The sequence below is a fragment of the Sphingomonas sp. Tas61C01 genome (genome assembly GCF_052567495.1).
Genome location: NZ_CP199583.1, coordinates 271,300 through 284,380 on the forward strand (window position 1 = coordinate 271,300; position 13,081 = coordinate 284,380).

The window sequence follows — 13,081 nt, forward strand, 5'->3', positions numbered from 1 at the left end:
AAGCAAAATAACGAACACTTCACTAAGCATCTAACTGTTCGCTATTCGATCGTATGTCAGCGATTACTGCCCGTACTTCCCCGCTGCCGCGCGCTCCACAGCCTCGCGGGCGGCCGCCAGGATCGCGCCGGCTTTCGCCTCGCACTCGCGTTGTTCGGACGCGGGGTCGCTGTCGGCGACGATGCCGGCGCCGGCCTGGACGTGGATGGTGCCGTCCTTCACCACTGCGGTCCTGAGCACGATGCACGAGTCCATCGATCCGTCGGGCGAGAAATAGCCGACGCCGCCGGCATAGGCGCCGCGGCGTTCGGGTTCGAGTTCGGCGATGATCTGGCAGGCGCGGACCTTGGGGGCGCCACTGACGGTGCCGGCTGGGAAGCCCGCGAACAGTGCATCGAGCGCGTCGTGCGCAGGAGACAGATTGCCGACGACGTTGGAGACGATGTGCATGACGTGGCTGTACAGCTCGACGCCGTAGCTGTCGGTGACCTGGACGCTGCCCGGCGCGGCGGCGCGGCCGACGTCGTTGCGGCCGAGATCGAGCAGCATCAGGTGTTCGGCGCGCTCCTTCGGATCGGCGAGCAGGCTTTCGCGGTTGGCGTCGTCCTCCGCCGCGGTGCGGCCGCGAGGGCGGGTGCCCGCGATCGGGCGGATGGTGATGCGATTGTCGCGGACGCGGACGAGGATCTCGGGACTCGATCCGATCAGCGCGAAGCCCGGCAGGTCGAGATGGTAGAGGAAGGGCGAGGGATTGATCCGCCGCAACGATCGATAGAGCTCGAACGGCGGCAGCGCGAAGGGGGTGCTGAAGCGCTGCGCCAGCACCACCTGGAAGATGTCGCCGGCGAGGATATAGTCCTTGGCCGCCGCGACCATCTCGCCGTAGCGGCCGGCAGGCAGCGCGGGCGTGTAGTCGGTGGCGCACGCGGGCGCGTCGATGGCGACGGGCAGCGGGGTGCCCGCGAGGCGCGCGGCGACCGCGTCGAGCCTTTCCTCCGCCGCGGCGACCTGCGCTGCGGGGTCGGCGCCATCGGTTGGCCAGACCGGCGCGACGAGGTAGAGCGTGTCGGCGAGCCGATCGAACACCAGGATCGTGGTCGGCCGCACGAAGATCATGTCGGGCAGCGCGAGCGTGTCGGCGGCGGGCTGCGGCAGGGTCTCGACCAGGCCGACGGTCTCGTAGCCGAAATAGCCGACCAGGCAGGACAGCGCCGGTGGCAGCCCCGCCGGAACGTCGCCGCGACATTCGGCGACGAGCGCGCGGAGCGCGGCGAGCGTCGGCTGCGTGGCGGGCGCGAATGCGTCTCGGTCGTAAGCCCAGCGGCGGTTGATCTCCGCGGCGCCGCCGTTCGCGCGAAACACCAGGTCGGGGGCGAGGCCGATCAGGCTGTGGCGCCCGCGGGTCGATCCGCCCTCGACCGATTCGAGCAGGAAATCGCCGCGGCCGGGCTCGATCAGCTTCAGCGCCGCGGCAACCGGGGTTTCGGTATCCGCGACCTGGCAGCGCCAGACGAAGCCGGGCTTGCCGGCCGCGAGAGCCGCCTGCGCGTCGGTCATCGCGATGTCAGTTGGCCGGAGCCGCGGCGCCGGTCAGTTCGCCGCGGACGCGTGCGAGCGCCGCGGGATCGGTCTTGACGCCGACCGTGGTGCGGACCGCGCGCGCGAACTGTTCGGCATATTCGCGGCCCACCAACCGCCCGATGCTGCCGCGGGCACCGTTGACGATCTGCGGCTGGCTGGCGGCGTTGCCGCGGTCGATGCGGTCGAGCTTGACGATCGCCCAGCCGGCCTGAGCCGGCGTGCTGCCCGGCGCCTCGATCGTCTTGGCGGTGCCCTGTGCCATCGAGAACATCAGCGCCAGCGGGGGCGGCGCGCCTTCGCGGTTCTGGGTGAGATCGAGCCGCGACGCACCGAGCGGGCGTGGTGCCGGCAGCGGTACGCCCGCCTGCGCGATCGCCTGGGCGAGCGGGGTGCCGCGATTGACCTTGGCGACGATCGCATTGGCTAGCTGGCGCGCGGCGCTGCGGGCGCGATCGGCGGCGAAGTCGCGCGCCACCGTGTCGCGGACCTGCGCGAGGGGACGGGGCGCGGCGGGCACGATGCGGCCGAGCGCGACCAGCGCGAAGCTGCCGTCGGCGCCGGTCTGCACCAGCTGGGGCGGATCTCCCTCCTGGCTCTGGAAGCCGGCGGCGACGACCTGCGCCAGCGCAGGATCGGGCTTGGAGCCGGCGATGTCGGGATCGGTGCCGCCGGCGGTCAGCTGGGGCGTGGTCAGCGGCTGCAGCTTCTGGTCGCCGACCAATTCGTCGAAGGTGGCATTGCTCGCCAGCGACGTGTCGAGCGAATCGTGCAGCGCGCTCAACGCGTCGGCGCTCTTGCGGGTGGTAAGCGCGGTGACGATCTCGCCGCGTGCCTCGGCGAGCGTCTTGCCGGCGACCTGCTGGATGGCGCCGACCTGCGCGACGGTCCAGCCGAGCGGCCCACGGACCGGGCCGATCACCGCGCCGCGCGCGGCGGCGAAGACGCTGTCCGCGATCGCGGCGGAGGTAGCGGCCGCGTAGGTCGACTTGTCGACCGCGGTTTGGGTCGAGGCTTCGAGCCCGGCGGCGCGGGCGGCGTCGGCGATGGCGGTGCCGCCCTTCACCCGCGCGGCGATTGCATTGGCACCGGCCTGGTCGAGCACGACGACCTGGCTGATCGTGCGCTTTTCCGCGGCGGCGTATTTCGCCGCGTCGGCCTTGTAGGCCTGCGCGATCTCGGCGTCGGTCGGCACCGCCTTCGCCGCGACCATCGCGGGGGTGACCAGGGCGTAGCGCATCACCCGCCGCTGCGGCACGGTGTAGCGCGCGACGTTGCGGCGGTAGAAGGTGTCGAGTTCGGCCGCGGTCGGCGTCGCGCCCGCGCCCATCGCCGCGACCGGCACGAAGCCGACCTGGCCCGCGCGCTTTTCGAGCAGCAGCGAGGCGTAGGGCAGCGCGATCTGGAGCGGCACCTGGGTCGCGCCGACGGTCGGCAGGGTCAGCTGGGTGCTGAGCACGTCGCGCTCGATCTCGACGCGGACCTGCGCGTCGGTCAGGCGGCGCTGGGCGAGCAGCCGCTGGTAGATCGCGGGATCGAACTTGCCGGTCGGGCCCTGCAGGCCGGGAATGCTGGCGATCTCGCCGTCGACCGCGCGCTTGCTGACGACCATGCCCTGATCGCGCCCGAACTGCGCGAGCGCGAGGCTGTTGACCATCTGGTCGAGCACGCCTTCGAAGCCGCCCTGCGCGATGAACTGGGTGATGTCGATCGTCGGCTGCTGCTGGCGGACATTCTCGAGCGCGCTGCCGATCCGCGACTTGAAGTCGGCGACCGTGAGTGATTGATCGCCGACCTTGGCGACGCTGTTGCCCGCGACGGCGCCGCCGCCGTTGCGCAGCCCGGTGACGTCGCCAGCCGCGAACGCCAGCGCGATCACGCCGAGCACGACGAAGGTGACGATCACGCCGGCCTTGGAATTGATGATCCGGCGGAAGAAGGTGAGCATGATTGGCCGATCGCGGAACGGGGAAAGGCGCTGCTTTAGGGGGCAGGCGGCTTGCCATCAAGCGTGGCGCGCTGCATCGCGACGGCAAAGAAACGGGCGGGGACGTGCGATGATGCGGCGCAAGCTGGTGGCGGGCAATTGGAAGATGAACGGCGACCGGGCGAGCCTGGCCGAACTCGACGCGATCGCGGCGGCAGCACAGGCGGCGCCGCAGGTCGACGTCGGCGTCGCGGTGCCGTTCACGCTGATCGCGGCGGCGGCGGACCGCGTGCCGACGCTGTCGATCGGTGCCGAGGACGTCCACGAGGCGGATCATGGCGCGCATACCGGCTGCGTCTCGGCGCCGATGGTGCGCGAGGCGGGCGCCCGCTTCGCAATCGTCGGGCATAGCGAGCGCCGCGCCGACCAGCACGAGACCAGCCACGACGCCTGGGCGAAGGCGGCGGCGGCGCACCGTGCGGGCTTGTCGGTGATCCTGTGCTGCGGCGAGACCGAGGCGGAGCGCAACGCCGACCGTGCCGAGCGCATCGTCCAGGCGCAGATCGAGAAATCGGTGCCGGACGACGCCGACGGCAGTTGGCTGACGCTCGCCTACGAACCGCGCTGGGCGATCGGGACCGGACGCACCCCGACCCCCGAGGACATCGCCGCGATCCACGCGATCGCACGCGCCAAGCTGCGGATGCTGATCGGCGATCGCGCGGACGGGGTGCGGATCCTCTACGGCGGATCGGTGACCGGCGCGAACGCGGCGTCGATCCTGGCGCTGGAGAATGTCGACGGCGCGCTGGTGGGCGGCGCGAGCCTGACCGCGGCGAAGTTCGTGCCGATCATCGAGGGCGCGGCGGGGCTGTAGGGGCGTGCTTCCGAAGTGATCCTCCCCTGCAAGGGGAGGTGGCAGGGCGCTGCCCTGACGGAGGGGTGACCCGCTATCCGGACAGGGCGTCACCCCTCCGTCTGGCATGCGCCAGCCACCTCCCCTTCCAGGGGAGGATGCGCGTTGGTGGGCTTGCCGACGTGATCGTTTCTAACCCACTCCGTTCGTCCCGAGTAGGGATCGAGTAGCTGCGCCAGCAGCGTATCGAGAGCCCGTATCGAGGGATGGTTGGCGCGTCACAACAGCGCCTCGACACGAACGGTGGTCTGGGGGCTTCCGGCTACCCCCCGTAGCGCGCCTTCAGCACCGCGAAGGTCGCGCGAAGGGCATAGGCGTCGCCGCCCTTGGCACGGCCGGGTTTCGCGGTGGGGCGCCAGGCGAAGACGTCTATGTGCGCCCAGGGGATGCCCGCCGGCACGAACCGGCGAAGGAACAGTGCGGCGGTGATCGCGCCCGCGAAGCCGCCGTCGGGGGCATTGACGAGGTCGGCGATGTCGGACTTCAGCAGGTCGTCATACCCATCCCATAGCGGCATCCGCCACAGCGGATCCTCGGCGGCGACCCCCGCCGCGAGCAGCTCGTCGGCGAGGACGTCGTCGTCGGTGAACAGCGGCGGCAGATCGGGGCCGAGCGCGACCCGGGCGGCGCCGGTCAGCGTCGCGAAATCGAGGATCAACGCCGGATCGGCTTCCGCCGCCTTGGCGAGCGCGTCGCCGAGGATCAGCCGGCCCTCGGCATCGGTGTTGGTGTTCTCGACGGTGAGCCCGAGCCGGCTCGGCAGCACGTCGCCGGGGCGGAAGGCGTTGCCGGCGATCGCGTTTTCCACCGCGGGGATCAGCACGTGCAGCCGGACCCGCAGCCGCGCCGCCATCACCAACCCGGCGAGCGCGAGCGCGTGGGCGGCGCCGCCCATGTCCTTCTTCATCAGCCGCATGCCCGCGGACGGCTTGATGTCGAGACCGCCGGTGTCGAACGACACGCCCTTGCCGACGATCGCGACGCGGGGATGGGCGGGGTCGCCCCATTCCAGTTCGATCAGTCGCGGTGCGCGGTCGCGGCTCGCGGCCTGGCCGACGATGTGGATCATCGGATAACCCTGCGCCAGCGCATCGCCGCGGGTCGTCGTGACGGTGGCGCCGTACCGCTTCGCCAGCGCCTCGGCCTCGGCCTCGAGCTCGGCGGGCCCCAGATCGCCGGCGCCGGTATTGACGAGGTCGCGGACCGTGGCGGTGGCGGCTGCGAGGCGGACGGTCTCGTCGATCGCGGCGGCGTCGGCGCTGAGCAGCACGCGCGCGCCGTGATCGTCGGCCTGGCGATAGCGATCGAACCGGTATTGGCCGAGCAGCCAGCCGAGCGCCCCGCCTTCGGCGCCGGGTGCCCGGTAGCTGCCCTCAGGCAGGCGATCGGCGAGCGTCGCGAGCGACCAGGGCGAGGTTGGGTCGTCGATCGCCGCGACCACGCTCCAGCCTTCGGGCGTGGCGAGGATCGCGTGGGTGCCGGGCTTGCCGGTGAAGCGCTGCCCCGCAAGCCCGGCGCGGGTGGCGGCAGGATGGCGGGCCAGCCAGGGCTCCAGCGAGTCGGCGGTGACGATCTCGATGGTGCGGGCGGGCTGGCCGCGATCGGGGACGAGCAGCGAGGCGAAATCTTGCATCTGTGGCAAGAAACAGAAACCGGCATGGCGCGCAACAACCGCCGCCTTGTCGCGGCCGCGGGCGGGTTCTAGCCTCGCGCCATGAAGCTTCACCGCGCTCCGCTGTTCCTGCTCGCCGCGATCGTCACCCCGGCCTTCGCCATGCCCCGCGACGTGACGATCGTCCGCGACGATCACGGCATCGCCCATGTCACCGGCAAGACCGACGCCGACGCGGTGTTCGGCGCGATCTATGCGCAGGCCGAGGACGATTTCCCACGGATCGAGGCGAACTACCTCACCGCGCTCGGGCGCACCGCGGAGGCGGAGGGCGAGGGCGCGATCTGGCAGGATCTGCGCCAGCGGCTGTTCGTCGATCCGGCATCGCTGCAGACGCAGTATCGCGCCAGCCCGGCCTGGCTGCGGACGCTGATGACCGCATGGGCGGATGGGCTGAACCATTATCTCGCAACGCATCCGTCGGTGAAGCCGCGGGTGCTGACCCGGTTCGAGCCGTGGATGGCGCTGTCTTTCACCGAAGGCAGTATCGGGGGCGACATCGAGCGGATCTCCCTGTCGGAGCTCGCCGCCTTTTACGGCCAGGCGCGGGTGGCACCGACCCCGGAGGAGATCGGCATGATCCCGCAGGAACCGCGCGGGTCGAACGGCATCGCGATCGCGCCCGCCAACACCGCCGACGGTCGCACGCTGCTGCTGATCAACCCGCACACCAGCTTCTATTTCCGCAGTGAATTGCAGATGCGCAGCGGCGAGGGACTGAACGCCTATGGCGCGTCGACCTGGGGGCAGTTCTTCATCTACCAGGGGTTCAACCCGCGGATCGGGTGGATGCACACCTCGTCGGGGGTCGATTCGGTCGACGAATTCGCGGAGACGATCGTGCGGGGGCGGGGCGCGCGGCTCGGCTACCGCTATGGGCGAGCGGTGCGGGCGGTGATGCGCCGTCCGGTGACGATCGCCTACCGCACCGCAGAGGGCAAGCTTGCCTCGCGCAGCTTCACGACCCTGCACACGCATCACGGCCCGATCGTGGCCGCGCGCGGGGATCGGCGGATCGCGACCGCCCTGATGTGGCGGCCGGTGCTGGCGCTCGAACAGAGCTGGCTGAGGACCAAGACCAGCGACGTGGCGTCGTTCGTGAAGGTGTCCGCGCGGCGGGCCAACTCGTCCAACGCGACGATCCTGGCGGATGCGGCGGGCGAGATCGCGTATCTCCACCCGCAATTCGTGCCGCGGCGGAGCGACCGGTTCGATTATACCCACGCGGTCGACGGCGCCGATCCCGCGACCGATTGGCATGGGCTGCACCCGCTCGCGAGCCTGCCGCAGGCGGTGAGGCCGCGGGTCGGCTATGTGGTCAACACCAACAACTGGCCGTGGACCGCGGCGGGAGCGGACAGCCCGAGGGCGGCCGACTTCCCGCGCTACATGGACACTGCCGGCCAGAATGCGCGCGGGGTGCATGCGGCGCTGCTGCTGAAGGACCGGCACGACTTCACCGCCGAGCGGCTGATGGTCGCGGCGTACGACAGCTACCTGCCCGCGTTCGCGACGCTGATCCCGCAGCTCGTTGCAGCGCATGCGGCGCTGCCCGCGGCGGATCCGCGCAAGCGCGTGCTGGCCGACCCGATCGCGTTGTTGAAGGGCTGGGACTATCGCTGGTCGGCGGCATCGACCCCGACCGCGCTGGCGGTATTCTGGGGCGATGCGCTGTGGCGGCAGGTCGGCCCCGCGGCACGCGCGGCAGGGATGAACGTGCCCGACTATATTGGCGTCCGGGTCGGCGCGGACGCCAAGCTGGCGGCCTTGACGCAGGCGGTGGCGACGCTCGGTCGCGACTTCGGCGACTGGCGCGTGGCATGGGGCGAGATCAACCGGTTCCAGCGGCTCGACGCTGTGATCGAGCCGCATTTCGACGATCGTCGGCCGAGCGTTCCGGTGCCCTTCACCTCGGCACAATGGGGATCGCTCGCCTCGTTCGGCGCCAAATCATACCCGAACACCAAGCGATATTACGGCACCAGCGGCAACAGCTTCGTCGCGGTGGTTTCGTTCGGCGCGACCCCGCGCGCCTGGGCGGTGATGGCGGGCGGCGAGAGCGGCGATCCACGCTCGCCGCACTTCGCCGACCAGATCGAACGCTATGCAGGCGGCCGGTTGCGCCCCATCTACCTGACCCCGGCCGATCTCGCCGGGCATGTCGAACGCACCTACCGGCCCGGCGAGTAGCGCCCGGCGCAATTGGAAAGCCCATCATGACCGACCAAGCCGATTATGTCCCGCCGAGCGTTTGGACCTGGAACAAGGAAAGCGGGGGCCGCTTCGCCGCGATCAACCGGCCGATCGCGGGCGCGACCCACGACAAGGAGCTGCCGGTCGGCAAGCACCCGCTCCAGCTGTATTCGCTCGCGACGCCCAACGGGGTGAAGGCGACGGTGATGCTCGAGGAACTGCTCGCGCTCGGCCATGCGGGCGCGGAGTACGACGCCTGGCTGATCCGCATCAACGAGGGCGACCAGTTCGGCAGCGGCTTCGTCGCGATCAATCCCAATTCCAAGATCCCGGCGCTGCTCGACCGCAGCGTCGATCCCGCGGTGCGGGTGTTCGAATCGGGATCGATCCTGATGTACCTCGCCGAGAAGTTCGGCGCGCTGCTGCCGACCGACGGCGCGGCGCGCGCGGAATGCCTGTCGTGGCTGTTCTGGCAGATGGGCAGCGCGCCCTATCTCGGCGGCGGCTTCGGGCATTTCTATGCCTATGCGCCGACCAAGATCGAATATGCGATCGACCGCTTCGCGATGGAGGCGAAGCGCCAGCTCGACGTGCTCGACCGGCGGCTGGCGGAGAGCGAGTATCTCGGCGGCAGCGACTATACGATCGCCGACATCGCGGTCTGGCCCTGGTATGGCGGGATGGCGAAGGGGCTGCTCTACGAGGCCGGCGAGTTCCTCCAGGTGCACGAATACACGAACCTCCAGCGCTGGGCCGACGCGATCGGCGCACGGCCCGCGGTGCAGCGCGGGCGGATGGTCAACCGGGTGATGGGCGATCCCGCGAGCCAGTTGCGCGAACGCCACGACGCGGACGATTTCCTCACCCAGACCGAGGACAAGCTGAACCCGGCGGCGGGTTGAGCGGTGAGGGCATCGACGCAGGCGCCAAGCTGGGGCAGGAAGCGGTGATGGATCGTTTCGACATGGCACTCGCCACCGCGACCGGCCGGCGTCGGATGCTCGCCGCGCTCGGCGTCGGCGGCGTCGCGCTCGCTGCGCCGGCGCTCGCCCAGGAATTGGCACGGCTCGGCTTTCGCGGCGCGCGCGACGAACGGCCGCTGACCGGCGCCTTTCCGGGCAAGGGCACGATGATCCTCCAGCGCGCGACGCCGCCGCTGCTGGAAACGCCGATGTCGGCGTTCGACGGCGACGTCTTCACCCCGAACGACCGGTTCTTCGTGCGCTGGCACTATGCCGACATCCCGAGCTCGATCGACGTCGGCACGTTCCGGTTGAAGGTTCGCGGCGCGGTCGGCCGGCCCTTGTCGCTGTCGCTCGCGCGACTGCTGCGGATGCCGCGGGTCGAGCTGGCGGCGGTGAACCAATGTTCGGGCAATTCGCGCGGCTTCTTCTCCCCGCGGGTGCCCGGCGCGCAATGGGGTCACGGCGCGATGGGCAATGCGCGCTGGATGGGGGTTCGGCTGCGCGACGTGCTCGATCTCGCCGGGGTTCGCGCGGGGGCGACCGCGGTGCGCTTCGGCGGACTGGATCGGCCGGCGACCCCGGGCGCGCCCGATTTCGCCAAGACCCTCGCGCTCGATCATGCGCGCGACGGCGAGGTCATGCTGGCCTTCGCGATGAACGGCGAACAGCTGCCGCTGCTCAATGGCTTCCCGATCAGGCTGGTCGTGCCCGGCTGGTATTCGACCTATTGGGTCAAGATGCTCGACGACATCGAGGTGCTGACCGGCGCCGACGAGCAATATTGGATGGCGAAGGCATACAAGATCCCGACGACGCCGCAGGCGAACGTCGCCCCCGGCACCAAGGATTTCCCGAGCGAACCGATCAACCGCATGGTGCCGCGCAGCTGGGTGACCAGCCTGGCGCCGGGGCAGACGATCGGCTTCACGCCGACGATCCCGCTCGGCGGCATCGCGATGGGCGGCGACCACGGGGTGGCGCGGGTCGACGTCTCCGCTGACGGCGGCCGGCGCTGGCACCGCGCGGCGCTGGGGCCGGATCACGGACGCTACAGCTTCCGGCGCTGGGATGCCGAGGTGCCGTTGCGCGGTCGCGGCCGCGCGACGTTGCTGACGCGGTGCTGGAACGCCGCGGGGACCGCGCAGCCGATGGTCGCCAACTGGAACCCGGGCGGCTTCATGCGGGGGGTGGTCGAGGCTACCGACATCGTGATCGCATGAGGATGACGGCATGAAGAGCTTCGGCATCGGTGCGCTGTGCGCGGTGGTCATCGGCGGTGCGGCGCTGATGCTGACCACGATCGGCACCCCCGATCGGCGCAAGGCGCCCGAGCGGATCGTCCCCGCCGCCGCGCCGCCGAGCAGCGTCGCCGCCGGCGGGTTTACGCTGGTGTCGACCGCGGTGGCGATGCCGATCGACGAGGCGCGGTTCCCGGGCGGCGCGTCGGCGGATGCGATCAACGCGAATTGCACCGCGTGCCATTCGACCAGCATGGTGCTGAACCAGCCGTCGCTGACCGCGGCGCAGTGGCAGGCGACGATCACCAAGATGCGCGAGGTCTACCACGCCGACATCGCGGAGGGCGACGTGCCGGCGATCCTCGCCTACCTGACCGCGTCCGACGGCGGCACGAAGGTGGCGGCGCGGTAGCGAACCCGGGATGGTTAGCGGGATGGTAAGATTTGCCCGCCACCTAGGCCAGGATGCCCGCACTCCCGCTCGACACCCGGTATGAACCGGCCCGCACGGGCCCGCGCGGTTACGTGGTCCGTACGGAGGTGCTGGTCGCGGTCGTGTCGCTGTTGCTGGCGGCGACGTTCCTGTTCGTCGATCGTGCGACGATGCCGATCCGGCTGTGGGACGAATCGCGCAACATCGTCAACGCGCTGGAGATGCACCGCGCGGGTATCGGCCTCGTCACCACCTATGGCGGCGCGCCCGATCTGTGGAACAGCAAGCCGCCGCTGCTGATCTGGCTGATGGCCGCCAGCGTCGATGCGTTCGGCCCGTCGCTCTGGGCGCTGCGCCTGCCGAGCATGGTCGCGGGGCTGGCGACGATCGCGCTGGTCTTCTGGTTCGTGCGGCGGGTGTCGGGATCGGCATCGACGGCGTGGCTGGGCGCGGCGCTGATGGTGGCGAGCCCCGCCTATTTCGGCGAACATAGCGCGCGCACCGCCGATTACGACGCGGCGCTGCTGTTCTTCGTGACGGCTTATGCGTGCCTCCTGTTCCTCGCCGTGCACCGGCGCTGCCCGTCATGGTGGTTGCTGGGCGCGGCCGGCGCGGCGATCTGCTGTGCGTGCCTGACCAAGAGTGTGGCCGGGCTGGTGCCGGGGGCGGGCGTGGCGCTGTACGTGCTGCTGGCGGGGCGCCGGCGTCGGCTGGTGGCGTCGTCGCACTATGTGGTTGCCGGCGCCGCGGTGCTGGCGGTCGCGATCGGGTTTTTGGTGCTGCGCGAGACGCGATCGCCGGGATATCTGCCCGCGATCTGGGCGAACGATGTGGGCGGGCGGTTCGCCTCGTCGCTCGTCCTCCCGAAGCCGTGGACCTATTATCTCGGACTGCTGCGGGCCGGCTATTTCGCGGCGACGCCGCTGCTGTTGCTGGCGCCGGTCGCTTGGGTATTCGCGCGGGGTCGGCAGCGGGTGCTGCTAGGCTTCGCGCTGTGCATGGTCGCGAGCATCCTGGCGGTGTTCTCCTTGGCCGCGTCCAAGCTCGACCATTATATCCTGACCGCGCTGCCATTCATGGCGATCGCGGCGGCGATCACGGTGCGGGTCGCGACCGATCGGGCGCGGGCGGTGCTGGCCGGTGGCGGGCGGCATTCCCGGGTGGCGGCGGCGACTTTGATGCTGGTGGCGACGGTGCCGCTGCTGACGGGCGCGGCGGCAGCGGTCGCGCGCCGCTATTATCTGCCGCCGGTCGGGGAGGGGGCGGAGGCGGGCCGTTACGGCGCGCTGTTCGCGGCGATCGCACCGCGTATTGATGCGCCGATCGTCGTCGTCGATCCCGGCTTCTCCTATGACGGCTGGCCACACTACGCGCCGACGCTGCTGGCCTATCGCGAACTGTGGCTGGCGCGGGGCGTGCCGATCGGCCACCGCGTGGCGCTGGCGCGACCGACATCGACGGCGCTGGTCGCCAGTTGCGCCCCGTCCGTCGTCGCCCGGCTGCTGCGCAGCGGCCGAGACGAGGCGGGGGTGGCGGGTTGCGCGGCGGTCAGGATGGCGCCGCGGCTTTTACCACCCCGCTCGTCAGGCGCGTAACGTGCCGGCGACCTGACGGCGGACCAGCTCGGTCGCGCTGCCGAAGACGAGGTGCGAGGCGTAGGAATAGAGGTTGCTGGTAAGCCCTGCGTCCCACGGCGCCGCGCCCAACCCGGCCGCGGGCACGGCGGCTTCGTCGAGCAGCGTCGCGGTGCCGATCCCGAAGGCGGCCCCGTAGCCGGCGGTCACCTGGGGCCGGAACTCGGCGGCGATGCCGTACGCGACGCCGAGGCCGATCCCGAGCGCATAGTGGATGGCCTGCCCCGCCAGCGGCTTGTCGGCGGCGGCGATCTCGTCGCCGGTCACCGTCCTGGCGATCGCATCGGCGGCCTTTTGCGTGGCGGGTTCGGACTGCTCGTCGTCGTCCGACGACAGCGCCGCCACCGCCGCCTGGAACGTATCCATCACGAACGACGCCGCCGCGCCGGCGACGAGGCCGGCGAGCGCCCCGCGCAAGAGTTTGGCGGTCGGGCGATCGTCCTGTTCGTTCATCGGCGTTCCAATCTCATTGCTGGCGAGGAGAGAACGAGACGGCGATGACGGCGTTCCGGAACGATCGGTCGC

At 70.7% G+C, this 13,081-nt stretch carries 10 protein-coding genes; 6 read left to right on the forward strand and 4 right to left on the reverse strand.

Annotated features, from left to right (window positions below; all coding sequences use genetic code 11):
* Positions 1-63 precede the first annotated feature (63 nt).
* The gene (gene trpE / locus ACT009_RS01255) at positions 64-1,557 is read right to left on the reverse strand and encodes an anthranilate synthase component I (protein ID WP_445192592.1); all 1,494 of its coding nucleotides are present in this window, start codon (positions 1,555-1,557) and stop codon (positions 64-66) included.
* Between the two features lie 7 nt (positions 1,558-1,564).
* On the reverse strand, positions 1,565-3,526 hold the full coding sequence (locus ACT009_RS01260; protein ID WP_445192593.1) for a SurA N-terminal domain-containing protein: 1,962 nt from the start codon (positions 3,524-3,526) through the stop codon (positions 1,565-1,567).
* Between the two features lie 109 nt (positions 3,527-3,635).
* On the opposite strand from ACT009_RS01260, the gene tpiA reads away from it, so the two are divergent.
* Entirely contained in the window at positions 3,636-4,382 is a 747-nt protein-coding gene (gene tpiA, locus ACT009_RS01265) for a triose-phosphate isomerase (RefSeq protein ID WP_445192594.1), read from the forward strand.
* Between the two features lie 301 nt (positions 4,383-4,683).
* Here the strand turns inward: tpiA and ACT009_RS01270 are convergent, their stop codons facing one another.
* Positions 4,684-6,054 carry a leucyl aminopeptidase family protein gene (locus ACT009_RS01270; protein ID WP_445192595.1) on the reverse strand — a complete coding sequence of 457 codons (1,371 nt, stop codon included), beginning with the start codon at positions 6,052-6,054 and terminating at the stop codon, positions 4,684-4,686.
* 81 nt (positions 6,055-6,135) lie between these two features.
* On the opposite strand from ACT009_RS01270, the gene ACT009_RS01275 reads away from it, so the two are divergent.
* The 5 genes from ACT009_RS01275 to ACT009_RS01295 are packed head-to-tail and all read left to right on the forward strand — an operon-like array spanning position 6,136 to position 12,517.
* Positions 6,136-8,283: a penicillin acylase family protein gene (locus ACT009_RS01275; protein WP_445192596.1), complete on the forward strand. Its 2,148-nt coding sequence runs from the start codon at positions 6,136-6,138 to the stop codon at positions 8,281-8,283.
* 26 nt (positions 8,284-8,309) lie between these two features.
* Entirely contained in the window at positions 8,310-9,188 is an 879-nt protein-coding gene (yghU, locus tag ACT009_RS01280; protein ID WP_445192597.1) for a glutathione-dependent disulfide-bond oxidoreductase, read from the forward strand.
* 47 nt (positions 9,189-9,235) lie between these two features.
* On the forward strand, positions 9,236-10,471 hold the full coding sequence (locus tag ACT009_RS01285; protein ID WP_445192598.1) for a molybdopterin-dependent oxidoreductase: 1,236 nt from the start codon (positions 9,236-9,238) through the stop codon (positions 10,469-10,471).
* A 10-nt stretch (positions 10,472-10,481) separates the two neighbouring features.
* Complete coding sequence (locus ACT009_RS01290; protein ID WP_445192599.1) at positions 10,482-10,901, forward strand: hypothetical protein; 420 nt, start codon at positions 10,482-10,484, stop codon at positions 10,899-10,901.
* Between the two features lie 53 nt (positions 10,902-10,954).
* Positions 10,955-12,517 carry an ArnT family glycosyltransferase gene (locus ACT009_RS01295; RefSeq protein WP_445192600.1) on the forward strand — a complete coding sequence of 521 codons (1,563 nt, stop codon included), beginning with the start codon at positions 10,955-10,957 and terminating at the stop codon, positions 12,515-12,517.
* Here the strand turns inward: ACT009_RS01295 and ACT009_RS01300 are convergent.
* Positions 12,506-13,009: a DUF1440 domain-containing protein gene (locus ACT009_RS01300; protein WP_445192601.1), complete on the reverse strand. Its 504-nt coding sequence runs from the start codon at positions 13,007-13,009 to the stop codon at positions 12,506-12,508. The genes ACT009_RS01295 and ACT009_RS01300 overlap by 12 nt on opposite strands.
* Positions 13,010-13,081 lie beyond the last annotated feature (72 nt).